The sequence below is a fragment of the Amycolatopsis coloradensis genome (assembly GCF_037997115.1).
Classification (GTDB): Bacteria; Actinomycetota; Actinomycetes; order Mycobacteriales; family Pseudonocardiaceae; genus Amycolatopsis; species Amycolatopsis coloradensis_A.
This window is the reverse complement of record NZ_CP150484.1, coordinates 8,479,975-8,503,772: the sequence shown is the minus strand read 5'-3', so window position 1 is coordinate 8,503,772 and position 23,798 is coordinate 8,479,975. Positions and strand designations below refer to the sequence as shown.

Below are 23,798 nucleotides of genomic sequence, written 5' to 3'. Positions count from 1 at the left end.
CCAAGGAAGGCAGTGGAGGGACCCCGATGAGCATCGCGCGCAAGGACGACAGGCACAACGAAGACCTCGTCCGCGAGATCTCGGACGGCTTCAACCGGGCATTGGGCGCGGAAAAGGCCGTCGAGAAGGACGGGAAGGACGCAGTAGCGGCCAAGCCCGCCGCACCGAAGTTCGTCATCACTGGGGACAGCAGGGCCACTCCGCCGCCTCGCCGGAAAGACCGCTGAACGCCCATCCCCGGGGTACCGATAAGGGTGGCCTAAGCGGGCCGGTCGCGCCCGTGGGCGCGTAATGTCCGTTGCAGACTGGTGAAGCAGAGATAAGCAGGAGTGCGCAGTGACCTACGTGATCGCCGAGCCCTGCGTCGACGTGCTCGACAAGGCGTGTATCGACGAGTGCCCCGTGGATTGCATCTACGAGGGTGACCGCATGCTGTACATCCACCCGGACGAATGCGTCGACTGCGGTGCCTGCGAGCCGGTCTGCCCCGTCGAGGCGATCTACTACGAGGACGACGTCCCCGACGAGTGGAACGACTACACCAAGGCCAACGTCGACTTCTTCGACGAACTCGGCTCGCCCGGTGGCGCCTCCAAGGTCGGCAAGACCAGCCACGACCCCGCCTTCATCAAGGCTCTTCCCCCGCAGGGCGAATGAGCCGGGTCGCTCTTCCCGATTTTCCCTGGGACTCCCTGGCCGAGGCCAAGGCGAAGGCCCAGGCGCATCCCGGCGGCCTCGTCGACCTGTCGATCGGCACGCCGGTGGACCCGGTCCCCGAGAGTATCCGCGCGGCGCTCGCGTCCGTGTCGGAGATCCCGGGGTATCCGACCACGCACGGGATCCCCGAGCTCAGGGCCGCCGCGATCGACGCGCTTTCGCGGCGGCACGGCATCGAGGGTGTTCCCGAGGCGGCCGTGCTGCCGACGATCGGTTCGAAGGAACTGGTCGCTTCGCTGCCGCGGCAGCTGGGGTTCGGCCCCGGCGATCTCATCGTGATCCCCGAGGTGGCGTACCCGACCTACGAGGTCGGCGTGCTGCTGGCGGGTGCTTCCCTGCTGCGCGCGGACAGCACCTTCGCGGTCGGTCCGCAGCGGCCGTCCATGCTGTGGATCAACTCGCCGTCCAACCCGACCGGGCGCGTGCTCGGCGTCGACCACCTGCGCAAGGTCGTCGAATGGGCGCGGGAACGCGATGTCGTCGTTGTCTCCGACGAGTGTTATCTGGCGCTGGGCTGGGAAAGCGAGCCCGTGTCGATCCTGCACCCGTCCGTGCACGGCGGCTCCCTCGACGGCCTGCTGGCCGTCCACTCGCTGTCGAAGTCCGCGAACCTCGCCAGCTACCGCGCCGGATTCGTCACCGGTGACCCGAAGCTCGTCGCCGGGCTGCTGGAGATCCGCAAACACTCCGGGCTGATCGTGCCGCGGCCGGTGCAGGAGGCCATGGTCGCCGCGCTGAAGGACGACGAAGCACTTGCCGCGCAACGGGAACGCTACGCGCGCCGTCGGCTGGTGCTGCGTAAGGCGTTGCTGGACAGCGGTTTCGAGATCTCTCATTCCGAGGCCGGACTGTATCTCTGGTCCACGCGCGGGGAAGCCGCGCTCGACACGGTCGATTGGCTGGCCGATCGCGGCATCCTCGCCGCTCCGGGCACCTTCTACGGGCCGACCGGTGGGCGGCACGTCCGGATCGCCCTGACGGCGACGGACGAGCGGATCGACGCGGCCGTGGAGCGGCTCGCTTCGATCTGAGCGGATTCAGGACACGTCGCGGCCGGTGAAACCCCGGTAGATGAACCGCGTCAGCGCCTCGATGGCATCCTCCTCCGAGACCGAGGACGGGTCCAGCAGCCACGTGTGCGCGAAACCGTTGACCAGCTCACCCATCATCGCGAGCGTGAGCCGCTCCGACGCCGGGAGCTCCAGGCCGGCCGCGGTGACGTACCCCAGGTGGCCGAGGATGTCCTCCGCCTGATCGGCGCCGAAGCGCGCGAAGGTCCGCGCGAAGTCGTCGCTGACCATGGCGGCCTGGCGTAGCGCGAGCATCGTCGCGGCGTTGTCGCGATGGAAGCTCCAGTACTCGCGGACGTGCCAGCGCACGGCTTCCGGGTCGGTGAAGTCGGCTTTGTGCTCCGGCGAGGACGCGTTGACGTCGCTGGCCGCCGCCAGGTCCGCGAGGAGCGCTTCGAGCAGCTCTTCCTTGCTCGCGAAGTGGTTGTAGAACGAGCCCGCCGCGCGTCCGGCCTCCGCCGTGATGTCGGTGATCTTGGTGTTCAGGTACCCCTTCGCCGCGAAAACGCGCTTCGCCGCCTCCTTGAGCGCGGCCTCGGTTTCCGCCGCCCTCTCTTTGCGGCTCGTCGCCGTCATCGGCACCTCCTTGACACGGAAGGCTAGCAACGGTCAAACTGAATCAAGATTCACTGAATCTTAATTCACTGGAGGCGAGATGACCGAGGTACTGATCGCGGGAGCCGGTCCGACCGGGCTCACGCTGGCCATCGATCTCGCGCGTCGCGGTGTCGGCGTGCGGATCGTGGAGAAGGCCGAGACGTTCTTCGAGGGCTCGCGCGGCGACGGCCTGCAACCGCGCACGCTGGAGGTCTTCGAGGATCTCGGGGTGCTGGACGCGGTCCTGGCCGCCGGGCAGCCGCCCGTGGCGGTGAAGATCCATCTGGGTGGCGAGGTCGTCGGCGAGCGGAGGATGGCCGAGCTCGCCGAGCCGACCCCGGACGTGCCATACCCGAACGGCCACTTCCTCGGCCAGTCGCGGACCGAGGGGATCCTTCGTGAGCGGCTCGCCGAATTCGGCGTCCAGGTCGAGCTCGGCACGCCGCTGCTCGGCTTCGAGCAGGACGCCGACGGGGTGACCGCCGAACTGCCGGGCGAGCGCGTCCGGGTCGACTACCTCGTCGGCGCGGACGGGGGGAAGAGCTTCGTGCGCAAGGCGCTCAAGATCGCGTTCGAGGGCACCACCGATGAATCGGTCCGCATGCTGCTGGGGGACGTCCAGGCCGAGGGGCTCGATCGCGCGTATGGGCACTGGTTCGCGAAGCCCGAGGACCCGATGTCGGGGATCGTGCTCACGCCGCTGCCGGGGGTGCCGCATTTCCAGTTCGCCGCGCCACTGGGTGAGGAGGAGGTCGAGGCGTCGCTCGGCACCTTGCAGTCCCGGCTCGACGAACTGTCCGGCGGCGGGGTCCGGCTGCACGACCTCGCCTGGTCGACGGTATGGCGGCCCAATACCCGGCTCGCCGAGCGGTTTCGTGACGGTCGTGTGTTCCTCGCCGGCGACGCGGCGCACGTCCACCCGCCGACCGGTGGGCAGGGCCTCAACACCGGAGTCCAGGACGCGTACAACCTGGGCTGGAAACTCGCCGACGGTTCACCGGAGCTGCTCGACAGCTACGAGCCCGAACGGCGCGGGGTCGCCGCGCGGGTGTTGAAGATCAGCACCGAGATCCTCGAGAAGTACAAGGAAGGGGCGGAAGACGCGCACGAGCGCGGGGAGAACACGCGTCAGCTCGACATCGGGTATCGCGGCGGCCCGCTCGCGCCCGCGGCGACCGGCCGGATCCGGCCCGGCGACCGCGCGCCGGACGCGCCGCTGAGGGACGCGAACGGCAAGTCCGTCCGGCTGTTCGAGGTGCTGCGCGGCCCGCAGGCGACGGTGCTGGTGTTCGGCGACGGTCCGGCGCCCGAAGACGCGCGGCGGATCCTGCCCGCGGGCAGTGCGCTGTCCGACGCGGACTTCGAGGACGTCGGCGGGCACGCCTTCGCCGCGTATGAAGCGGGGAACGGGTGGCAGGTGCAGATCCGCCCGGACGGCTACATCCGCGCGGTCACCGCCTGAGCGGCCTGGTCGACCTCGGTCCAGACGTCGCGCCACACGGCACGGACCTCGGCGCGGCGCAGCAGTTCCTTCTCCGCGATCCGGCCGGCGATGAAGGCGACCTCGGAGTCGACGGCGGCTGCGACGCCGCGCATCCGATCGGCGGCGACGCAGGCGTCCTGGTGGTCTCCGAGGACGGTCTGGAAGTTCTTCGTGGCCTTGATCAGCCGCTGGATCCGCTCCGCCTGCTTCTTCTTCGCGGCGGGCTTGGCCATCTCGGCGGCGTAGCGGAGTTTCTTGCCGTAGATGCGAAGCGCGTGAAGGTCGTCGTCCGGAGGATCGGCGGGAAGAGCCTTCACGGCCTTCGCGAGCTTTCGATGCGGCTTCGCGAGACCGACGACGAGATCGGCCGAGGTGGGGGCGGCCTCGGCAGTGGGTTCTTCGGCGGCGGGCTGCCGGGCGAGGCGGCCGATGTCCTGCAGCATCGAGGCGTACCGGGGGCTGGCGAGCGCGCGGGTGAGCCGCCGCTTCGCGACGCCGCGCTCGGTGACGAACTTCGACACCAGACGGCGCGCGGCCGGCTGGTCGCGCACCTCGAACTCGGCGACGACCTCACGGAGATGCCCGATCAGGACGTCGTAATCGCGGACGTCGCCGAGGGACTGGCCGAGCCAGCCGAGTTCGGCGCGCACCGGCTCGGAGTCCGGGCCGACGAGGCGACCGGAGAGCTTGAGGACGCTTCGCATGCGGCGCAGCGCGACCCGCATCTGGTGCAGATCTTCGGGGTCGGCGCCGGATTTGGTGCCCGGCTCGTGCGCGAGGAGCGCGCGGATCTCGACGTCGAGTTTGACCCGGACGTGGGTGGCCGCCGGATCGCCAGGCCCGGCTTTCGCGGGACGGTCGCCGAGCCCGAGCGCGGCCGGAGTGGTCGAAGGGGCGTTCTTGCGCGGCAGGGTCTCGGCTGTCACAAGATGAATTCTAGGTGAACCGGCAAGGTGGTCCAGGCCGTGAGAGAAGCAAGGGACCTTTGCTGCAGCCCTCCGGGGGAGAGTGGTAGCAAAGGTCCCTTGCTCCCCGCGCGCAGCGGCCCCGGGCGCCTCAGGTGACTGTGTGGGTTTCGGGACATCTAACGTCCTAAAACCGACACGGTCGGTCAGCGTCGCTACGCGGGGTGAGGGGTGTGTGGGAATAGGGACACTCAACGTCCCTATTCCCACACACCCACCTGCCGCCCGCGCGGTAGCAAAGGTCCCTTGCTCTCTTTTCGCAGGTCAGTTGGCGTGCAGGGCCGCGTTCAGCTCGATGCCGACGCCGGTGCGCGCGACGACCTCGACGGCGCCGGTCCCGGAGTTCCGCCGGAACACCGCGCCCGAGATGCCGGACAGCTCCAGCGCCTTCACGACCTTGCCCTCGAAGGTCACCTTCGTGCCGGCCGTGACGTACAGGCCCGCTTCGACGACCGAGTCGTCGCCGAGCGAGATGCCGACGCCGCCGTTCGCGCCGATCAGGCAGCGCTCGCCGATCGAGATGGTCTCCTTGCCGCCACCGGACAGCGTGCCCATGATCGACGCGCCGCCGCCGACGTCGGAGCCGTCGCCGACCACGACGCCCGCCGAGATCCGGCCTTCGACCATGGAGGCGCCGAGTGTGCCGGCGTTGAAGTTGACGAAGCCCTCGTGCATGACCGTGGTGCCGTTGGCCAGGTGCGCGCCGAGGCGGGCGCGGTCGGCGTCGGCGATGCGGACGCCGGTCGGCACGACGTAGTCCACCATCCGCGGGAACTTGTCCACGCCGTAGACGGTGACGTTGCCGCGCGCCCGCAGCCGCAGCCGGGTCGCCTCGAAGCCCTCGACGGGGCACGGTCCGTGGTTGGTCCACACGACGTTCGCCAGCAGGCCGAAGATGCCGTCGAGGCTCGCGCCGTGCGGCCGGACCAGACGGTGCGACAGCAGGTGAAGACGCAGGTAGACGTCGTGCGTGTCGCCGGGGGCGTCCGACAGCCGGGCGATGGTCGTGCGGACCGCGACGACCTCGACACCGCGATCGGTGTCCGGGCCGAGCTGGGCGGCCGCGGCCTCGCCGAGGGCTTCGGAGGCCTCTTCGGCGGTCAGCCGCACCGTGCCGGCCTTGCTGTCGGAGCCGTCGGTCAGCTTGGGCAGCGGGAACCAGGTGTCCAGTACCGTGCCGTCGGTCGTGACGGTGGCCAGTCCGACGCCGGTGGCGCCGGTCGTTTCGGGGTCAGGGGTCTGCTCGCTCACGACCTGAACGGTAACCCAGTGACGCTCCTCAGCCGCCGACGAGGCTCTTCACACTGGTCAGCGCCGTCGCCATATCGGTGAGCGCCTGGCCGCACGGTCCCCCGGGAGCCGCCTGGGCCTGGCAGTTCGCGGCGCGGAAGGCGGCGATCGGGCGATCGAGGACGTCGGCGTGCGACGACAGGTCCGGGCGGCGCTTGCGGACGGTGCCCGCGGCGCTCGAGAGCTCGGTGACGTACTTCTGGCAGCCCTCGGGCGATTCGGTCCCCGGCGCCAGATAGCACTGATCGGTGGTCAGCGCCTTGAGCTTGATCGGCAGCACGTCCGGGCCGGTGCTCTGGGTCGGCCGGACCTTCACCGGGACTTCGCTCGATCCGCACCCGCTGAGCACCAGGAGGAGGGCGACCAAGATCGTTCGCATGCGCACTCCTTCACGGTAGCCCCGGGCCCCCGGCGGTACGGTGCGGGCATGCCTTCGCTCGACTTGCACGCCGATCCCGTCGCCCTCACCGCCGCGCTGGTGGACATCTTCAGCGTCTCGGAGCAGGAGAAGGTGATCGCGGACACCGTGCAGGCCGCGCTCCAGGCGCAGGCGCCGCATCTCGAGGTGATCCGCAACGGCGACGCGGTCCTCGCCCGCACGAACCTCGGCCGCCCTTCGCGGGTGCTGCTGGCCGGGCATCTCGACACCGTTCCGGTCAACGAGAACCTGCCCGTGCGCCGCGAGGGGACCGGTGACGACGAGATCCTGCACGGTCTCGGCACCGTCGACATGAAGAGCGGTGACGCCGTCTTCCTGCACCTCGCCGCCGCGCTCCGGGAGCCGAGGCACGACATCACCTTCGTGTTCTACGACTGCGAAGAGATCGAAGCGACGAAGAACGGTCTCGGGCGCATCGAGCGTGAGCTGCCCGAGTGGCTGCGAGCCGACCTCGCGATCCTCGGCGAGCCGTCGAACGGCGGGATCGAAGGCGGTTGCCAGGGCACGATGCGGATCGAGATCCGCGTCGACGGCGTCCGGGCGCACACCGCGCGCGGCTGGATGGGCGTCAACGCGATCCACGGTCTCGCCGAACCGCTGCGCAGGCTGGCCGAGTACACGCCGCGGGTGGTCGACATCGACGGCCTGACCTACCGGGAAGGGTTGCAGGCCACGAAGATCGGCGGCGGCGTCGCGGGCAACGTCGTCCCGGACGAAGCCGTGCTCACGATCAACCACCGCTTCGCTCCCGACCGCTCCCCGGAGGATGCCGAGGCGCACCTTCGCGAGGTCTTCGAGGGCTACGACGTCAAGATCGTCGACTTGTCGCCAGGGGCATTGCCCGGCCTGAGCGCTCCCGCGGCGGCCGAGCTGGTCGCCGCGGCCGGGGGCAAGGCGGTCGCGAAGCTGGGCTGGACCGACGTCGCGCGCTTCGCGGCACTCGGGATCCCGGCGGTGAACTTCGGTCCGGGCGACCCGACGCTGGCGCACACCCGCCAGGAGAACGTCCGAGCGGGCGAGATCCGGCAAGTGGCCGCGGTGCTGCGCGAATTCCTCAGCTAGTCAGGGCGAGCAACTCGTCGAGCGCCTGCTCCGGGCCGCCATAGGTCAGGTGCGAGATGGCGAACATGGGGGCGACCACCCGGCTCCAGGCGTACAACCTGTCCCCGTCGAGCCCGCAGGCGTTCGCCACCGTATGGCAACGGGCCTCGACGCCTTCGTGCCCGGCGCCGCTCACCACGTAGTCGACGGCGTCGAAGCACGGATCACCCACGCACGCCTTCGGATCGATCGCGATCAGGCCGCGCGAGCCGCCGTCCAAGGCGTTGCCGAGATGCAGATCGCCGTGGAGCAACACGACGCCGGCCTGGGTGTCCAGCAACTTCTCGCAGCGCTCGATCGCCAGCCGCCAGGTTTCCGGGCCGATCCTGGCGGCGATGGCCGGTTCGGTGATCCGCTTGCCGATCCGGTCGAAGGACTCCTCGAACCGGCCGCGCAGGCTCCACGGCCAGTCCGCCGGCGGGGCGACGGAATGCAGCGCGCTGAGCAGGTCTCCCCAACGTTCCGGCAGGGTCGGCAGCGGCAGGTCCTCGGCCGGGGTGCCCGGCTGGATCTCTTCCAGCACCATCGCACCGGCGTCCGCGTCGGCGGCGAGGACGGCGGGCACCCGGCCCGACGGCGCGAGCACCCGCAGCATTTCGAGCTGTTTGGTCAGCAGCGCCCCGTCCGGGCTGAGTTTGAGCACCGACGGCGTCCCATCGGACCAACGGCAGCGCAGGACGACGGACGAGGCGCCGCTCTCGAACAGCTCGCCGAGCTCGAAGTCCCATCGAGAGGCCAGCTTCGCGGCGAGTGCGGGGACCCCGGCGAGCCATCCGTCGGCGTCGGCGCCGAATCGGCTCACCAAACGAGCTCTGATGTCTTCCAAGTCCACCTCGGTCACTGGGAAACGTCCTCCTCGGCTCCGAGAAGGAGCAGTCCATGCCGCAGTAGGTCCGCGGCCTCTTCGAAACGCCCCTGATCGCGCAGGAGCTCTCCCGCTTTGTCGATTGAAGCGGCCAAGACGCCGCGAGTGTCGTGGAGGGCGGCTACGTCGATGGCATGCGCGAAGCCTGCTTCGGCTGCTTCGAGGTCTCCACGGGCCAGGGCCAGTGAGCCCTGCTGGAACGTGAGTGAGGCTGACAGCGGCGAGTCCTCAGGGATGGCTTCGGTTGCTTCGGAGAGTAGCGCGGCGGCGTCGCCGAGACGACCGAGTTCGCGGCAGACGTCGGCGAGTTCCAGCGTGACGGTGTGATCGGGTGCGGCCGCGCGTGACGCGCGAAGGTCCGCCAGAGCGCCTTCGAGATCGTCGGCACGCCGGTTCAGGGCTCGCGCGAACAGGCACCGGGCCAGCACCGGCCGCAGGGCGCGTTCGTGGAGCAGATCGTGCAGCGCCGACACGGCGGCGACGGCGTCGGCCAGCCGTCCTTCGCCGAGATAGGACTCGGCCAGCCGTCGCTGGTTCCCGGCGAGTTCGGCCAGAATCTCCTCGCTGCCGCGAGCGAGCCGAAGTGCCTCTTCCGCGTGATGCGCGGCCTTGGCGGTCTCGCCGAGGCGGAGCTGCCCGTCGGCGAGGTACGCGTGCAGGGTCAGCAGGAGCACCGGATGCGGATGGCGGACGAGGCTCGCGTCGAGCGCCGTCCGGAGCAGGTGCATCGCGTGATGCGGCTCGCCCCGGCCGATCAGGACGTTCGCCCGCAGCGCGGCGGCCAGTTCGCGGTACGGCGGAATGTCGCCGGCGAGCGCGGCTTCGGCGGCGGCCACCGGCCGTGCCCTGGCGTCGCCCTCGGTGAACCGCGCGAGCCACATCCAGGCGAGTCCGGCCTGGCGGTGACGGCCGATCTTCTCGGCCCGCCGGACCAGGCGCCGCATCTTCGGCGCCGAACCGGTCCCCGCCAGGAAATCCGCCGCGGCCGCCGCGATGTCCAGATCGAGCCGGACGTCGTCGCGGGGCGACGTCACGCCGAGGAGTTCGCCGGTGTCCACGCCGAGCCGCGCGGCGAAATGGCGCATCGCGTCACCGGAGGGTGTCCGTGCGCCCGTCTCGACGGACGAGACGTACGCGGCGGTGTAGTGCGGTTCGGCGAGTTCGCGCTGGGTGAGGCCGCGTTCGGCGCGGAGCCGCCGTAGCCGTCCGCCGACCTCCTCGTCCATGACCGAGAACGATACGGGCGAACCCGCCGATGACGTGAGTTCGCCGTTCGATCACGCGAGTTCGCCGGTTCCGCACAGCAAGCTCGCGTGATCAGACGGACGACTCAGCGCCCCTGCAGGGATTTCACGTTCTGCCCGAATGTCCAGTTCCGTGAACCGTCCCAGTTGATCGACCAGGTCATCAGGCCCTTCAGTGCCGGAATGCTGCGGTACGCCTGGGAAACCAGGCTCGGCGACATGTAGCCACCGCCGGCGCCGGCCTGCGCGGGCAAGCCCGGAGCCTGCTTGTCGTAGGGCACGCGGATCGTCTGGCCCTGGATCACCAGGCCCTTGTCGAGGCAGTTGGTCTGCGCGACGAAGCCCTGGACCGTCCCGGCCTGGTACGAATCACCGGAGCAGCCGTACATGCTTCCGTTGTAGTACTGCATGTTCAGCCACCACAGCCTGCCGTTGTCCGCGTACTTCTTGATGATCGGCAGGTACGCGCCCCAGATCGAGCCGTAGACGACGCTGCCGCCGGTGACGTACGCCGTCTCGGGCGCCATGGTGAGCCCGAAGTTCGGCGGCATCGCCGCGAGGACGCCGTCGATGATGCGGATGAGGTTCTTCTGCGAAGCGGAAAGCGTATTGATGTTCCCGCTGCCGGTGAGGCCGGTTTCGATGTCGATGTCGATCCCGTCGAAGTTGTACTTCTTCAGGATCGGCACGATGGTCGCGATGAATTTGTCCGCCACGGTGGCCGAATTCAGGTCGATCCCCGCGGTGGCGCCGCCGATGGACATCAGGATGGTCGCGCCGGCGTCCTTCGCGGCGCACATTTCGGACGGGGTCGCGACCTTCACAGTCGCGTCCATCCCATCCTCCCATTTGGCCGTTCCGTCGGACAGGATGACCGGAAAGGCCGCGTTGATCACGTTGTACCCATTGGCCTTGATCCGGGCGTCGGTGATCGGGATCCAGCCCATCGGCGGATGGACGCCGTTCGAGGCGCCGTCCCAGTTCTCCCAATAACCTTGCAGGACCTTGCCCGCGGGCTTCGATTTGACCGCGCAGACCTCGGCATCGGGAGACGCCTGCGCCGAGCCCAAGGCGACGAGTGTGGTGACGGCGAGTACCGCCGCGCCGGTGATTGCGAGCAGCCGTGAGACGCGACCGAACATACCCAGCTCCCATCTCGAAAGCGGTTTGAACGAACAGGAAGCGGCCGTTCGGCTCAACATAGGTGGCCGCGCATGAGTGGCGCTACCGACGATCGGGTGGTCTAGACCAGATATCGAAGAGTTGTCCGAAATTCTCCCCCACGCACGAGGGCCATCTCACGAGGACGGGTGTCCTCGTGAGATGGCCCTCGCCATTCGGATGGTCAGACGGTGATGGTCCAGCTGTCGAGCGTGCCGGTGTCCTGCGCGTAGGCGTCGTAGAGCACGAGCGTCCAAGTGCCGGAAGCGGCCTCGTTGGTCACGGGGACCGAGTACGTCCTGGTGCCGAGATCCGTACAGGGCAGGGAACCGGTGGGTTTGACCGAGTACGTGCTGCCGTCGGGAGCCTTCAGGCTGATCCGGAGATCCTCGGAGCAGGTGTGCGTCCCGGTGATCGACACCTTCACCGGCGAGGTCGCCGCACCTGTCGCACTGGACGTGATCGGGCTGTTGACCGTCGCGTAGTCGTTCAGCGCGAAGTCGGTGCCGTTGGTGAACGTGCGCACGCTGACGTCGCCGACGGTGAGCGTGTACTGCGCCGTGCGGTCCACCGAGGTCCCGTCACCGGTCACCGTGATGGTGCTGGTGCCGTTGGGGGTGCTCGCCGACGTCGCGATGGTGAGCGTCGAGGAGCCGCCGGACTGCACCGAAGCGGGGTTGAACGTCGCGGTCGCCCCGGCGGGAAGACCGCTGGCGCTCAGCGAAACCGTTTGCGCCGCACCGTTGGTGGTCGCGGTGTTCACCGTGACCGTGGCCGACTCGCCCGGCTTGACGGAACCGGCCGCCGGGGTGACGCCGACCGAGAAGTCGTCACCCTGCGGGGTGCACGAGGCCGGTTCACCGGTCGCCGCGGGAACGCTGATGGCGTTCCACGCCGCCTTGGTGGTGTTGAACTCGGTACAGGAACCCGGGTACAGCGCGAGCGCCGCTTCCAGGGTGGCCTTGCGGGCCGCGCGGTGGTTCCAGCTGGAGGTCTTCTTCAGCAGGCCGTTGTAGAAGATCTTCGCGGCCTTCTGGATGCCGATCCCGGTGATCGAGGTGTTGTTGCAGGTCGGGCTGGCCGGCTTGCCGACCGGCGCGGTGCCCTCGGCGAGCAGGTAGAACCAGTGGTTCTGCGGGCCCGCGGCGGCGTGCACCTCGGTGTTCGGGATGGACGACGAGTAGCAGTCGGGGTTGCCGGAGATCCTGCTCGGCTGGTTCATGTAGCGGATCGGGCCGCGGCCGACCAGGTTCACGCCCTCGCCGACGTCGTAGTCGGGGACGTCCTTGGCGTTGTTGGCGTAGTGCTCGGTGACGGCGCCGAAGATGTCACCGGTGGACTCGTTGAGGCCGCCGTTCTCGTTGCCGCTGCCCGCGCCGCCCGGCGTGGTCTGGAAGATGGCGTGGCCGTACTCGTGCGCGACGACGTCCATCGGGGTGGCCTGGCGCTGGCTGTCCTGCGAGCGGCCGTAGGTGGTCGAAGAACCGTTCCAGTAGGCGTTGGCCTGGTTGAGGCCGACGTAGGCGGGGAAGCCGCCGCCGCTGCCGTTGATGCCGTTGCGGCCGAGCCATTCGCCCAGCATCTTCCACTCGGTCTGCACGCCGAAGAGCGCGTCGACACAGGCGGTTTCCAGATCGGTGCCGGAACCGTTGCCCCAGTTGTCGTCCGGTCCGCTGTAGGGCGAGCCGTTCTGGCGGGCGCAGCTGATGTTGGTGCGCTGCGGGTCGCGCATCGTGTACGTGCCGCCGGAGTTCGTCGTGTCGATGGTGACGTTGCCGACGTAGTAGCTGTTCCCGGCGCCCAGCGTGCTGACGTCGTTCGACGTCGCCTTCGGCGCGGCGGCGGGGAAGTTGGACATCTTGACGTCGTCACGGGTTTCGAGCACCGCGCCGGTGACGCCGTCCACGAAGACGTGCAGGTTGCTCGGGTTCGCCGCCTTGGTACCGGCGACGACGACCTCGTAGGCGAGCTTGGGGGAGTTCCCCGCCAGTACGACGAGCTTCGGCGCGGCGACACTGTCTACTTTGGACAGCTGGCCGCGGGCGACCTCGGTCGCCTTCGCCGCGGAGACCTTGGCCTTCGTGTCCACCGAGATCGCCGCGGTCTCCGCGGCGCTGGTGCCGCGGACGCGCCCGGCGCCGTCGGCGACCACCACCGCGTCCCCGCCGACGACCGGCAGGCCACGGTAGGTTCGTTCGTAAGCGGCGTAGAAGAGTCCTCCGCCGCCGGGGGTCAGCCCGACGCGGCGGAAGTCTTCCTGCGCCCCCTTCCGCAGCTGGTCTACACCGGTCGCGGCGGCCCGGTCGGCCGCGCTCGCGGCCACGGCGTCGGGGCTCGCGGGCTGGATGGTGGCGGTGGTCGCGTTCGCCGGGGTCACCGGGAACGTCATGCTCAGGGCAAGGCCGGCGACGGCCGCCAACCCTGTTCTGAGCCCTCGCTGAATGGTCATGTGAACCTTCCATGGGCAGGACCGTGTACCCGTCCGGCCTTCAGGCGCGGCGGGGAATTCGACCTGGCGGGCGCACGGCGGGGACGGGGAGCGTGCCCATTCGGATAACTGGAGTTATCCCGATGGGCACGTCCGAGTAAAGGAGCCGGTCACAAGGTGCGTCAATGGGCCGGATGGCCTAGCGGAGCGGGTGAAGATCGACATGCAGGGAATGAAATGCCTGTGTAGTAAGAGTTTTTCCCGCCATGTGCGATATATGGCGACTTTCGTATGGTTTTCAGCCGGTCGGCCCGAAATCGGACATAGCGGCCGCGCGTACACCGCGCCGATAGGCCTCCGCGGCCTTTTCGATTAATCCGCGGGCGCGCAAGGTGTCACCCAGATGCAGTGAGGTGGCGACGAGCGCGCCGCGCAGTTCGGACTTTTCCTGTGCGGTGGCGGCTTCTTCGAGTAGCGCGGTCGCCTCGGACAGGTCGCCGCGCGCGCGGGCGATGAGTCCCAGTAACCGGAGAACCTCGGCTCTGGCCTCGATATCGGGGGATCGATCCAGAAGCGGGCGGATCCCTTCGGCGAGTTCGGCGGCCTCGTCGAGCTTCCCTTGGCGGCGGCGGACATCGGCGAGTTCGATGGTCGCGCCGAGCACACCTTCCCGCGATCCCGCCTTGGCGAGGAGATCGCGCGCGAGCCGCAGTTCGGCGTGCGCCTCGTCGAGTTTGCCCAGTCGCCGCCACAGGAAGCCGCGGGCCCAGCGGCACCGGGCGGCGTCGCGGTCGTAGCCGAGGGAGGTGAACAGGTGCAGTGCCCGCGAAAGGTCCTTCTCCGCGCGGTCGACCAGGCCGATCGCCTGCCACAGTTGCGCGGCCTGCCGGTGATAGCGCGCGGCGATGTCCGCACGGTGAGCGGAAGGGAGGACGCGCCGGCCTTCATCGGCGGCACGACGGGCGCGGCGGAGCGCGCCCATTTCGATCAGCGGATGGATCAACGCGGTCACCAACGCCAGCTCGGCGTCGGGATCGCTCGTGCCGGGGGCGCGGAGATCGGCGAGCGCGTTTTCCACGAGCGCGACCGAAGCGCCCAGATCACCCGAAAGCGCGCGGCAGGTGGCGAGGCGGTTGACGATCATCGCGCGCAGCCGGGGCGACGCCGCGTCGGCGAGTTCCATGGCGTGCGCGAAGCCCCTGTCCGCCAACGGGATGTCGTAGCGCTGCCACTGGACTTCGCCGAGATGGAAGCGCGCGTGGCATTGGACGTCCGGCAGCCGGTACTCCGCCGCTCGGTGTTCCACCCGGGTGAACTCGCGTTCGGCGGCTTCGAGTCCGCCTTGCTGCAACTCGCGGTACGCGGCCTCGAGCGCGTCGGTGAGTTCCGCGGCGGCGCCCGGTGGCCGGTCGAAGCGGAGTTCGTCCGCGGTGAGGCCGAGCCGTCGCGCGAGGTGGGAGAGCACGTCGTCCGAGGGCAGACGGCGGCCCGACTCGACCTTGGCGAGGAAGCCGCGGTCGTAGCGCGGCTCGGCGAGCTCACGCTGAGTCAGCCCGCGTGCCCGGCGCAACCGCCGGATCCGCGCGCCGAGTGGTTCTGCCCTGGACGGCACCGATCCACGGTAGACGATTTCCTGACGGGTATCCGGCTGAGCTGGGCGGATACCCGCCAACATCGGCCGGATCCGGTGACTTCCGACCGGCGAAACGGACATATTGACTGGTGACGTCCCGGACGCTAGCGTCTTGCGCCATAAAAAGGAAACTTTCTTAACTAATCCATGAGCGGGGCGCCGATGATGGTGAGTTCCTGGTCCCGGACGGTGGCCGCGGTTTCGGCACTGGTCCTCGGGGGTTTGACGGTTCCGGCGGTTTCGGCCGCGGCGGCGGTCCAAGGTGAGGTGCGGGTCGATCAGGTCGGCTACGGCATCACCGAGACCAAGCACGCCTATCTCCTCTCCAGCGCGCCGGGTGCGTTCTCGGTGATCGACGAACGCGGCCGGACCGTCCATCGTGGACGGACCGGGCAGTCGCTCGGCGCGTGGAACGCGAAGTACCCGGCGGTGTACCAGCTGGACCTGTCGAAGGTCTGGCTGCCGGGCAAGTACCGGATCGAGGTCACCGGCGAGACCAAGGCGACGTCGCCGACCTTCCGGGTGGACACCAAGGACCGGCTCTTCACGCCGCTCGTCCGTGCCACCAACGAGTTCTTCCAGGCGCAGCGCGACGGTGACGACATCATCCCCGGGCGTCTCGACCGCAAACCCTCGCATCTGGCCGACAAGCAGGCCACGGTCTACGAGTGGCCCGCGTTCGGCGGTGAATTCGGCGACGAGATCACCGAACCGCTGAAGCCGGCAGGCGGGCCGATCGACGTCGAGGGCGGCTGGGTCGACGCGGGCGACTTCGTCAAGTTCACGTCGAACACGGCGTACTCGCTGGCGGAGCTGGGTTACGTGCTCCGCGAGGGCTACGACCCGGCGTTGGCCAAGGAGGTCAAGCTCGGCCTCGACTGGCTCGACAAGATGTGGGACGAGAAGAGCAAGACGCTCTACGCCCAGGTCGGGATCGGGACGGGCAGCGACAAGTTCGGGTTCCTCGGCGACCACGACGTCTGGCGGAATCCGCACGACGACGACGCGCTCGACGTGAAACCCGGTGACCCCAAGTACTTCGTGAAGCATCGGCCGGTCTTCCCGGCTAACCCCGGCGGGTCCGGGCTCAGCCCGAACCTCGCCGGCCGTGTCGCCGCCGCTTTCGCGCTCGGCGCCCAGGTCGAGGCGAAGCGGAACCCTGCGCTGGCAAGGGAATACCTCGCCGAGGCTTCGTCGGTCTTCGCGCAGGCCAAGACCGAGAACGTCGGCGAACTGGTCACCGCGTTCCCGCACGCGTACTACCCGGAGTCGTCCTGGCGGGACGACATGGAACTCGGCGCGACGCAGCTGGCCCTGGCGGCCAAGGCCCTGCGTGACCCGCGGTCCGCCGACTGGACGCGGCAGGCGGCGCACTGGGCGAAGGCCTACATCGACCTCGAAGAGAAGAGCACGCTCAACCTGTACGACACCAGCGCGCTGGCGCACGCCGAACTGGCGAAGCTCCTGCGGCACAGTGTCCCAGGTGCCGCGCTCGGTCCGAAGGAACTGATCGGCGACCTCCGCCGTCAGCTCGCCGAAGGTGTCGCGAGCGCGGCTCAAAGTCCTTTCCGGACCGCCGTCTCGGTGAAGGAATTCGACGCGGCCAGCAAGAGCTTCGGGTTCGCCGCGACCGAGCGGCTGTACGCGGACCTGACCGGTGACCGCCGGTACGCGGCGTTCGGTTCGCAGCAGCGGAACTTCACCCTCGGCGCGAACGCGTGGGGCATCTCGCTGGTCGTCGGCGTCGGCACCACGTACCCGCGGTGCCCGCACCACCAGGCGGCGAACCTCGCCGGCGAGGAGAAACTGCTCTACGGCGCCGTCGTGAACGGCCCCAACGGAGCGGAGAACTTCGAGCACATGGAGCTCCCGCCGGGTTCGAAGGACTGCAAGAAGCCCTTCGAAGCCTTCGACACCCCCGAGGCCCGCTACGCCGACGACCTCGCTTCGTGGCCGAGCAACGAGCCCGCCATCGACTTCACCTCGACGGCCATGCTCGCGTTCGCGCTGACCGGACGTTCCTGAGGCGTGATCGCGGGGCCCGCTCGGCGGCGGGCCCCGCGTTCGCGTATCCGACAACTCCTGTTCCCGGCGATGCTGCCGCTCCGGACGGTGACGACGTCGTAGTCTTGGTGGGGTGAGCGAGACAAGCGAGTTCCCCGACGGCCAGTACCCGGAACGTCCGATCGAGCGCCACAAGGGCCCGGTCGTGCTGCGGCGGGATCGCCGTGACCAAGGCAGCACCACCGACCAGCGCCTGCTGGACTCGCGGGGTCCGAGCGACTGGGTGCACACCGACCCGTGGCGCGTGCTGCGGATCCAGGCGGAGTTCGTCGAGGGCTTCGGCGCGCTGGCCGAGGTGCCGCGCGCGGTGACGGTGTTCGGTTCGGCGCGGACCAAGCGGGACCACCCGGAGTACGAACTCGGCCGCAAGATCGGCGGCGCGCTCGCGAACGCGGGCTTCGCGGTGATGACCGGCGGCGGCCCCGGCGCGATGGAAGCGGTGAACCGGGGCGCCAACGAGGCGGGCGGGTTCTCGGTCGGCCTCGGCATCGAGCTGCCGTTCGAGCAGGGCCTGAACCCGTGGGTCGACCTCGGCGTCAACTTCCGGTACTTCTTCGCGCGCAAGACCATGTTCATCAAGTACTCGCAGGCGTTCATCTGCCTGCCCGGCGGTTTCGGCACGCTCGACGAGCTGTTCGAGGCGCTCACGCTGGTGCAGACGAAGAAGGTCACGAAGTTCCCGGTCGTGCTGTTCGGCAGCAAGTACTGGGGCGGCCTGTACGACTGGATCGCCAGTTCGCTGCTCGCCGAGGGCAAGATCGGTCAGAAGGACCTCGAGCTTCTGCACGTGACCGACGACATCGAAGACGCCGTACGCGTCGTGCAGGATTCGTACAAGGCTTGGGAGGACACCCACTGATGGCGGCTCCGCGCNTCCGTGAAGGCCTCCTTCCCTACCCTCAAGGTAGGCAAGGAGGCCTTCACGGCACTTCACCCAGACCGGCAGAGTCCAACTCCCGCGAGCAGCAGGGGAGCAAGGGACCTTTGCTACCACCCCAGCCCGACTCGACCGTCAGGCAGCGCTCTGATCAGGCCGTTTGTGGTACGAGTCGACGTACTCCTGCCCCGAAAGCTCCAGGATCGCGTACATGATCTCGTCGGTCACCGAGCGCCGGATCGCCGGCGACGAGTCCTGTCCCTCGTACCGGGAGAAGTCCAGCGGCGAACCGTAGGTGACGGTGATCTTCGCCCGCCGCGGGATCCGCTTCCCGGCGGGCTGCAGGTTTTCGGTCCCGGAAAGCGCGACGGGTACGACCTTCGCGCCGGTCGCCAGCGCCAGGGCCGCGACACCGGTGTGGCCGCGGTGCAGCCGCCCGTCCAGCGAGCGGGTGCCTTCGGGGTAGATCGCGAACGCGCCGCCCGCGTCGAGCACCTTCCGCGCCGCTTCCAGCGCGGCGAGGCCGGCTTGCGCGTTGCCGCGTTCGACCGGGACGTAGCCGAGGCCGCCCAGGAATCCGGCCATCATTTTGCCCTTGAGCCCGCGACCGGTGAAGTACTCCGCCTTGCCGAGGAACTTGACCTGCCGCATCGCCGTGAAAGTGATCACGCCGGTGTCCAGCGCCGCCCGGTGGTTGGGTGCCAGCAGCACCGGCCCGGTGGCGGGAATGTTCTCCACGCCGCGGATCTCGGGGCGGTACAGCGCCCTGACCAGCGGGCCGAGCACGAATCGGACGAGTAGCGGTAGCAAGGTTCCTCCATCGACAGGGTGTCGGACTCCAGCATGGCACGATCACTACTCATGAGTTGGTTCGAGCGGCGTACGTGGCAGAACCCCGGCTGGACGGTCGATGACATCGTCGCTGCGAAGGGTGACCGGACGGTTTCGGTCGTGCTACCGGCACTCGACGAGGAGGACACCGTCGCCGAGGTCGTGGGGACGGTCCGCCCGTTGCTGGGCACGGTCGTCGACGAGCTGATCGTGATGGATTCCGGGTCCACCGACGCCACCGCCGAGCTCGCCGCCCGCGCCGGCGCGCGCGTGGTGCACCGCGAGGACGTGCTCCCCGACCTGCCGCCGGTGCCGGGCAAGGGCGAGGTGCTGTGGCGGTCGCTGGCCGCGACGACCGGTGACGTCGTCGTGTTCCTCGACTCCGACCTCGTCGACCCGGATCCGGCGTTCGTGCCGACCCTGCTCGGGCCCCTGCTCTGCGAAACCGGCGTCCACCTGGTCAAAGGGTTCTACCGGCGGCCGCTGCGGCTGGAGAGCAGCGGCGGCGGCCGGGTCACCGAGTTGCTGGCACGACCGGTCCTCTCGGCGCTGCGACCTTCGCTCTCCGGGCTCATTCAGCCCCTTGGAGGCGAGTACGCCGCGACGCGCGAGTTCCTCGAATCAGTGCCCTTCGCGGCCGGGTACGGCGTCGAGATCGGGCTCATTCTCGACGCCGAAGCGCGCTACGGCCTCGAAGGGCTCGCGCAGGTCAATCTCGGTGTACGCAAGCATCGCAACCGCTCGCTGCTTCAGCTCGGGGTGATGGCGCGCCAGATCCTCGGGACGGCGCTCGCGCGCTGCGGCATCAAGTCGGACGACCCGGCCCAGCTCACCCAGTTCGCGCAAGTAGGTGACGAATGGCTGCCGGAGGTCGCCGAGGTGCCGGTGAGTGACCGGCCGCCGATGCGGGACGTGCGCGACCTACAGACGTAGGACTTCGTCGAACCCGGCGACCTGCGACTCACGATGCGTCACCAGGACGACGGTGCCGCGCGCGGCCGCGAGCACGTCCGCCAGGACGGCGTCGCCGTGCTCAGGGTCCAGCCCTTCGACAGGCTCGTCCAGCACGAGCACCGGCGGCGCGGCCAGCACCGCCCGAGCGAGCACGAGCCGCTGGCGTTGCCCGCCGGACAGCGAGTCGCCGTCTGAGCCGACTTCGCGATCCAGCGGCAGGTCGAAACCGGCCGTAGCGCACGCGTCGAGCAGTTCGGCGTCGGAAGAGCCGGGCTTCGCGAGCAGCAGGTTCTCCCGGACCGTCGTGTGGAAGACGTGCGCGTCCGCGAGCGCGCCCGTGATCACCGACGGCAGCAGCGTCGGGTCGTAGGTCTCCAGTGGTTTCCCGTTCAGCAGAGCGCGCCCGGACGTCGGCGCCACGGAACCCAGCAGCACGTTCAGCAACGTCGTCTTCCCGGCCCCGCTCGGCCCCACGATCCCGACTCGCTTGCCCGGCGGAAGGTCGAGGTCGACGCCGTCCAGCGCGGGGGCCCTGCCCTCGAACCGAACGCCGACCCCTTCGAGCCGCAGATGCCCAGGCTCGGGCGCCACGGTGCCGCGTGCGGGCGGCGGTTCCGTCAGCAGCGAGCGCACCCGCTCGGCCGACGCGCGGACCTCGACCCAGCGCTGGGCGGCCGCGATCAGGGGGAGGACCAGCTCGAACACGGCCAGCGCCCCGAGGGCCAGTGCCGCCGTCAGCGGCGGTGAAACCCCGGCGGTCAGCGCGATCGTGACGCAGGTCAGCAGCTGAACGAGGATCCCGGCCGCGCTCGGCAGGCTCGTGCGGTTCGCTGTCGCGCGGTCCCGCACCGCCAGTGCGTCGACAGCGGTGTGCGCGGCGTCCACAGTGGACTCGTGCACGCCGTAGGCGATCAGCTCCCGCCGTCCGGTGATCAGCTCGACCGACCGTTCGGCGAGATCCGCGCGGGCCGGAGCGCTCTTCTCCGCCGCCGTGCGAGTGATCCGCACGCACAACCACGGCAAGCCGATCCCCGCGACGGCGAGCCCGGCCGCCAGCACGAGCCCGGCGGCCGGGCTGGCGATCAGGGTGACCGTCGTCGACGCCGCACCCACGAACGCGGCGACACCGGCGGGCAGCAGGCACCGCAGGATCGCGTCCTGCACGGCGTCCACATCGGACACCAGCCGCGTGACGAGATCGCCGCCCGAATGCCGGGAGACCCGGTGCGGCAGCAACGACGTGTACACGCGGGTCCGCAGGGCGCCGAGATACCGCAGGACGACCTCGTGCCCGGCGAGCCGTTCCGCGTAACGCAGGCCGCCGCGCAGCAACGCCAGCGTCCGGACGGCGACGATCGCCACCGTGAGCGACGCCAGCGGCGGCTGTTCGGCCGCCTTCAGCAGCAGCCAAGCGGCCATGGCCATCAACGCCAGCCCGGCGATCTCCGCCCCGGCCCCGATCAGCCCGGCACGGACCAGTCGCAAGACGTCCTTTGTGGACGCACCCCAGACGTTCACACCAGTTCCCGTTCTCGTACGGCGCCCTCGTGGACTTCGAAGACGCGGGTGGCCAGCTCGGCCATCGCGGGCCGGTGGGCCACGAACACCGCGGTCCGGCCGGTGAGCAGTTCGCGGGTCGCGCCGAGCGCGGCGGCTTCGGTCTCCGCGTCGAGCCTGGCCGTCGGCTCGTCGAGCAGCGCGAGCCCCGCCTCCGTGCGGGCCAGTGCTCTGGCGAGCCCCAGCCGTTGCCGCTGCCCGGCCGAAAGCGGGGCGCCCAGTTCGCCGATCCGCGTCCGGTAGCCGTCGGGCAACCCGCGCACGACCTTGTCGAAGGCCGCCGCCCGCGCCGCGGCCTGGACGTCCGGCACCAGGCCCATGGCGATGTTCTCCTCGACGGTCCCGGTGAACAAAGTCGGTCGCTGCGGCACCCACGCCGTTCCGGCCCGCCACGCGGCCGGATCCAGTCCGCACAGATCGACGCCGTCGACGAGGACCCGGCCGGACGTCGGCGTCACGAAGCCCAGCAGGACCGCCAGTAGCGTGCTCTTCCCGGAACCGCTGGGACCGACGAGCGCGACGTGCTCGCCCGAGTCGATCGTCATGTCCACTTCGGACAGTACGACCTCGTCGCCGTATGCGACGCTCACCTTCTCCAGCACGATCCGCGGCGCACCGCGGCCGGCCACGCGCGAACCGTGGACGACATCCTCCGAACGCACGGCCAGCGCCTCGCGCAACGTGGCGAGCCCTTCGGCGCTGGCATGGAACTTCGCCCCGGCCGCCCGCAGCGGCAGGTACGCCTCCGGGGCGAGCAGCAGCACCAGCACCGCCGTGTGCACGACCATGCCGCCTTCGAGCAGCCGGAAGCCGATCGGTACCGCGACCAGCGCCACCGAAAGCGTCGCCACCAGTTCCAGTACCAGCGCGGACAGGAACGCGACCCGCAGCGTGCGCATCGTCGCGTCGGTGTGCGCGTCCGCCATCGCCCGCACCGTCTTCGCCTGCGCCTCCGCGCGGCCGAACACCTTGAGGGTGCCGAGCCCGCGCACGACGTCGAGGAAATGCCCGCCCAGCTTGGAAAGCAGCGACCACTGCTTGGCGGTCTTCGCCTTCGTGTGCTGCCCGACCAGGATCGCGAACACCGGGATCAGCGGCAGCGTCGCGGTGATGATCAGCGCCGATGACAGATCCGCGGCGAACAGCCGGACGAGTACCGCGACCGGCACGATCGCCGACAGCACCACCGTCGGCAGATAACCGGTCAGATAGCCGTCGCCCGCGTCGATCCCCTTGGTCACCAGGGTCGCGACCTCACCGGGGTTCTCCGCCTCCGCGCCGAGAAGCCGTTTGCGCAGCCCGGCCTTGACCGTCGCCGCGAACCGGCCGCCGAGGGAGCCCTGGACGCCCGCAAGCAGCGCCCGTACCGCGATGGCGGCCACGAGGGTCCAGGTCACGCCGCCGCCGGTGAGCAGCGTCGCGAGGCCGTCGGCCTGGACGAGGATCGCCGCGGCGGTCAGCGTTCCGAGGACGGCCAGTACGCCGAAGTGGCGCCGCAATCCGGGAAGGGGAGGCATCTCGGGCTCCTAGAAGTGCAGCAGCGAACGCTGGTCGACCCGGCTGTCGTGCCTGCGCCAGGTCACCCATTGCACGGCGGCGATCGCCACCAGGGCGGGAGGCAGGACGAAGGTGAGCAGCCCGAGCATCTCGGTACTGGTGGCCGCTTCCGTCAGGCTCAACGAGAACCCTCCGTCCACAGAGGACACCAGCGCGTCCGGCAGGCGCGCCGTTCCGACGGCCAGCACCGGTGACGCGGACAGCGTCATCGTGGCGACCAGCGCCGTCTTGTGCCGTCCGGCGCGCAAGGCCGCGGCCGCGACGCCCAGCGCGCCGAACGCCAGCACGATCGCGGGCAGCACGGACCACGACGCGGTGGTCTCGACGGCGCCCCAGGCGACCGCCACTACCAGGAACGCGAGCGACGGCGCGAGCAGCGCCTTGGCGATCCGGCTCGCGCGGGCGGTGAACTCGGCGGGTGCCCGCACGGCGAGGAAAGCCGCCCCCTGCAGGGCGAACAGCGCGACGAACCCGGCGCCCCAGAGCAGCGCGTACGGGCTGAACACCGCGAGGACGTCGCCGGTCGGCTTCCCGGCCGCGTCGAGCGGGAGCCCGAGGACGAGATTGCCGAGGAACACTCCCCAGGACGCCGCCGTCACCCAGGCGCCGACGGTGATCGCCAGCGTCCAGGCACCGCGGCCCGCGTCCGGCCGCCTGCTGCGCAGCTGCACCGCCGCGGTGAAGGTGACCAGCCCGAGCAACAGGGTGACGACCGGGAGATACGCCCCGGCGAACACTTTTCCTTCCAGATGCGGGAAAGCGCCGAACAGGACACCGACCGCGGCCACCAGCCACACCTCGTTGGCCAGGAAGAACGGGCCGAAGGCGCCGAGCACGCGCCGCCGCCCTGTCTCGTCACGGCCGAGCCTGCCGAGCAGCATGCCGACGCCGTAGTCGTAGCCGGCCAGCGCGAAATAGCCGGCGGTCAGGAAACCGAGCACGCACCACCAGAGGATCACCATCGG

21 protein-coding genes are annotated in these 23,798 nt (G+C 69.7%); 8 read left to right on the top strand and 13 right to left on the bottom strand.

The window, feature by feature from the left end; all coding sequences use genetic code 11:
- Positions 1-26 precede the first annotated feature (26 nt).
- The 3 genes from LCL61_RS39685 to dapC all read left to right on the top strand — a co-directional run bounded on the left by LCL61_RS39685 (position 27) and on the right by dapC (position 1,748).
- Entirely contained in the window at positions 27-227 is a 201-nt protein-coding gene (locus tag LCL61_RS39685; RefSeq protein WP_340684484.1) for a hypothetical protein, read from the top strand.
- Between the two features lie 109 nt (positions 228-336).
- Entirely contained in the window at positions 337-657 is a 321-nt protein-coding gene (gene fdxA, locus LCL61_RS39680; RefSeq protein ID WP_016331413.1) for a ferredoxin, read from the top strand.
- Entirely contained in the window at positions 654-1,748 is a 1,095-nt protein-coding gene (gene dapC / locus LCL61_RS39675; protein ID WP_340684483.1) for a succinyldiaminopimelate transaminase, read from the top strand. Before fdxA ends, dapC begins: the two co-directional genes overlap by 4 nt.
- Before the next feature lie 6 nt (positions 1,749-1,754).
- On the opposite strand, the gene LCL61_RS39670 is transcribed toward dapC, so the two are convergent.
- Positions 1,755-2,363: a TetR/AcrR family transcriptional regulator gene (locus tag LCL61_RS39670; RefSeq protein ID WP_340684482.1), complete on the bottom strand. Its 609-nt coding sequence runs from the start codon at positions 2,361-2,363 to the stop codon at positions 1,755-1,757.
- Between the two features lie 79 nt (positions 2,364-2,442).
- Between LCL61_RS39670 and LCL61_RS39665 the strand changes: the two genes are divergently transcribed.
- On the top strand, positions 2,443-3,846 hold the full coding sequence (locus tag LCL61_RS39665) for an FAD-dependent monooxygenase (protein WP_340684481.1): 1,404 nt from the start codon (positions 2,443-2,445) through the stop codon (positions 3,844-3,846).
- Here the strand turns inward: LCL61_RS39665 and LCL61_RS39660 are convergent.
- The 3 genes from LCL61_RS39660 to LCL61_RS39650 form a co-directional block, all read right to left on the bottom strand.
- Complete coding sequence (locus LCL61_RS39660) at positions 3,822-4,793, bottom strand: CHAD domain-containing protein (RefSeq protein ID WP_340684480.1); 972 nt, start codon at positions 4,791-4,793, stop codon at positions 3,822-3,824. The genes LCL61_RS39665 and LCL61_RS39660 overlap by 25 nt on opposite strands.
- Positions 4,794-5,096: 303 nt before the next feature.
- Positions 5,097-6,083, bottom strand: a complete 987-nt coding sequence (dapD, locus tag LCL61_RS39655) for a 2,3,4,5-tetrahydropyridine-2,6-dicarboxylate N-succinyltransferase (protein WP_340684479.1) — start codon at positions 6,081-6,083, stop codon at positions 5,097-5,099.
- A 28-nt stretch (positions 6,084-6,111) separates the two neighbouring features.
- The gene (locus tag LCL61_RS39650; RefSeq protein WP_340684478.1) at positions 6,112-6,501 is read right to left on the bottom strand and encodes a hypothetical protein; all 390 of its coding nucleotides are present in this window, start codon (positions 6,499-6,501) and stop codon (positions 6,112-6,114) included.
- 48 nt (positions 6,502-6,549) lie between these two features.
- Between LCL61_RS39650 and dapE the strand changes: the two genes are divergently transcribed.
- On the top strand, positions 6,550-7,623 hold the full coding sequence (gene dapE / locus LCL61_RS39645) for a succinyl-diaminopimelate desuccinylase (protein ID WP_340684477.1): 1,074 nt from the start codon (positions 6,550-6,552) through the stop codon (positions 7,621-7,623).
- On the opposite strand, the gene LCL61_RS39640 is transcribed toward dapE, so the two are convergent.
- The 5 genes from LCL61_RS39640 to LCL61_RS39620 all read right to left on the bottom strand — a co-directional run bounded on the left by LCL61_RS39640 (position 7,616) and on the right by LCL61_RS39620 (position 15,035).
- Complete coding sequence (locus LCL61_RS39640) at positions 7,616-8,503, bottom strand: aminoglycoside phosphotransferase family protein (RefSeq protein WP_340684476.1); 888 nt, start codon at positions 8,501-8,503, stop codon at positions 7,616-7,618. The genes dapE and LCL61_RS39640 overlap by 8 nt on opposite strands.
- A complete protein-coding gene (locus LCL61_RS39635) occupies positions 8,500-9,753 on the bottom strand; it encodes a helix-turn-helix transcriptional regulator (RefSeq protein ID WP_340684475.1) in 1,254 nt (417 codons plus the stop codon). Before LCL61_RS39635 ends, LCL61_RS39640 begins: the two co-directional genes overlap by 4 nt.
- 104 nt (positions 9,754-9,857) lie before the next feature.
- Positions 9,858-10,913, bottom strand: coding sequence for a chitinase (locus LCL61_RS39630; protein ID WP_340684474.1), 1,056 nt, complete (start codon positions 10,911-10,913; stop codon positions 9,858-9,860).
- 203 nt (positions 10,914-11,116) lie between these two features.
- Positions 11,117-13,381, bottom strand: coding sequence for a M4 family metallopeptidase (locus tag LCL61_RS39625; RefSeq protein ID WP_340684473.1), 2,265 nt, complete (start codon positions 13,379-13,381; stop codon positions 11,117-11,119).
- A 277-nt stretch (positions 13,382-13,658) separates the two neighbouring features.
- Positions 13,659-15,035 carry a tetratricopeptide repeat protein gene (locus tag LCL61_RS39620; RefSeq protein ID WP_425341968.1) on the bottom strand — a complete coding sequence of 459 codons (1,377 nt, stop codon included), beginning with the start codon at positions 15,033-15,035 and terminating at the stop codon, positions 13,659-13,661.
- Between the two features lie 120 nt (positions 15,036-15,155).
- On the opposite strand from LCL61_RS39620, the gene LCL61_RS39615 reads away from it, so the two are divergent.
- Together LCL61_RS39615 and LCL61_RS39610 are read left to right on the top strand one after the other, a co-directional pair.
- A complete protein-coding gene (locus LCL61_RS39615) occupies positions 15,156-17,018 on the top strand; it encodes a glycoside hydrolase family 9 protein (RefSeq protein ID WP_340688796.1) in 1,863 nt (620 codons plus the stop codon).
- Between the two features lie 112 nt (positions 17,019-17,130).
- The gene (locus LCL61_RS39610) at positions 17,131-17,916 is read left to right on the top strand and encodes a TIGR00730 family Rossman fold protein (protein ID WP_034324028.1); all 786 of its coding nucleotides are present in this window, start codon (positions 17,131-17,133) and stop codon (positions 17,914-17,916) included.
- A 153-nt stretch (positions 17,917-18,069) separates the two neighbouring features.
- Here LCL61_RS39610 and LCL61_RS39605 read toward each other — a convergent pair whose 3' ends face one another.
- Positions 18,070-18,744 (bottom strand): lysophospholipid acyltransferase family protein, encoded by a 675-nt coding sequence (locus LCL61_RS39605; protein WP_340684471.1) that lies wholly within the window; start codon positions 18,742-18,744, stop codon positions 18,070-18,072.
- Positions 18,745-18,795: 51 nt separating this feature from the next.
- Here LCL61_RS39605 and LCL61_RS39600 point away from each other — a divergent pair, with 51 nt between their 5' ends.
- Positions 18,796-19,698, top strand: a complete 903-nt coding sequence (locus LCL61_RS39600) for a glucosyl-3-phosphoglycerate synthase (RefSeq protein ID WP_340684470.1) — start codon at positions 18,796-18,798, stop codon at positions 19,696-19,698.
- Here the strand turns inward: LCL61_RS39600 and cydC are convergent.
- From cydC to LCL61_RS39585, 3 genes are read right to left on the bottom strand one after another with little or no spacing between them, the layout of a single operon-like run.
- The gene (gene cydC / locus LCL61_RS39595; protein ID WP_340684469.1) at positions 19,687-21,237 is read right to left on the bottom strand and encodes a thiol reductant ABC exporter subunit CydC; all 1,551 of its coding nucleotides are present in this window, start codon (positions 21,235-21,237) and stop codon (positions 19,687-19,689) included. The genes LCL61_RS39600 and cydC overlap by 12 nt on opposite strands.
- On the bottom strand, positions 21,234-22,793 hold the full coding sequence (cydD, locus tag LCL61_RS39590; protein ID WP_340684468.1) for a thiol reductant ABC exporter subunit CydD: 1,560 nt from the start codon (positions 22,791-22,793) through the stop codon (positions 21,234-21,236). Before cydD ends, cydC begins: the two co-directional genes overlap by 4 nt.
- Before the next feature lie 9 nt (positions 22,794-22,802).
- Positions 22,803-23,795 carry a cytochrome d ubiquinol oxidase subunit II gene (locus LCL61_RS39585; protein WP_340684467.1) on the bottom strand — a complete coding sequence of 331 codons (993 nt, stop codon included), beginning with the start codon at positions 23,793-23,795 and terminating at the stop codon, positions 22,803-22,805.
- Between the last annotated feature and the right edge of the window lie 3 nt (positions 23,796-23,798).

Bases quoted from the DNA above. Each gene is read 5' to 3' on its own strand.
- LCL61_RS39685 (WP_340684484.1), top strand. From the start codon at position 27: ATGAGCATCGCGCGCAAGGACGACAGGCACAACGAAGACCTCGTCCGC.
- dapC (WP_340684483.1), top strand. From the start codon at position 654: ATGAGCCGGGTCGCTCTTCCCGATTTTCCCTGGGACTCCCTGGCCGAG.
- LCL61_RS39670 (WP_340684482.1), bottom strand. From the start codon at position 2,363: ATGACGGCGACGAGCCGCAAAGAGAGGGCGGCGGAAACCGAGGCCGCG.
- LCL61_RS39665 (WP_340684481.1), top strand. From the start codon at position 2,443: ATGACCGAGGTACTGATCGCGGGAGCCGGTCCGACCGGGCTCACGCTG.
- LCL61_RS39650 (WP_340684478.1), bottom strand. From the start codon at position 6,501: ATGCGAACGATCTTGGTCGCCCTCCTCCTGGTGCTCAGCGGGTGCGGA.
- dapE (WP_340684477.1), top strand. From the start codon at position 6,550: ATGCCTTCGCTCGACTTGCACGCCGATCCCGTCGCCCTCACCGCCGCG.
- LCL61_RS39635 (WP_340684475.1), bottom strand. From the start codon at position 9,753: ATGGACGAGGAGGTCGGCGGACGGCTACGGCGGCTCCGCGCCGAACGC.
- LCL61_RS39630 (WP_340684474.1), bottom strand. From the start codon at position 10,913: ATGTTCGGTCGCGTCTCACGGCTGCTCGCAATCACCGGCGCGGCGGTA.
- LCL61_RS39625 (WP_340684473.1), bottom strand. From the start codon at position 13,381: ATGACCATTCAGCGAGGGCTCAGAACAGGGTTGGCGGCCGTCGCCGGC.
- LCL61_RS39620 (WP_425341968.1), bottom strand. From the start codon at position 15,035: ATGTTGGCGGGTATCCGCCCAGCTCAGCCGGATACCCGTCAGGAAATC.
- LCL61_RS39615 (WP_340688796.1), top strand. From the start codon at position 15,156: ATGATGGTGAGTTCCTGGTCCCGGACGGTGGCCGCGGTTTCGGCACTG.
- LCL61_RS39600 (WP_340684470.1), top strand. From the start codon at position 18,796: ATGAGTTGGTTCGAGCGGCGTACGTGGCAGAACCCCGGCTGGACGGTC.
- cydD (WP_340684468.1), bottom strand. From the start codon at position 22,793: ATGCCTCCCCTTCCCGGATTGCGGCGCCACTTCGGCGTACTGGCCGTC.
- LCL61_RS39585 (WP_340684467.1), bottom strand. From the start codon at position 23,795: ATGGTGATCCTCTGGTGGTGCGTGCTCGGTTTCCTGACCGCCGGCTAT.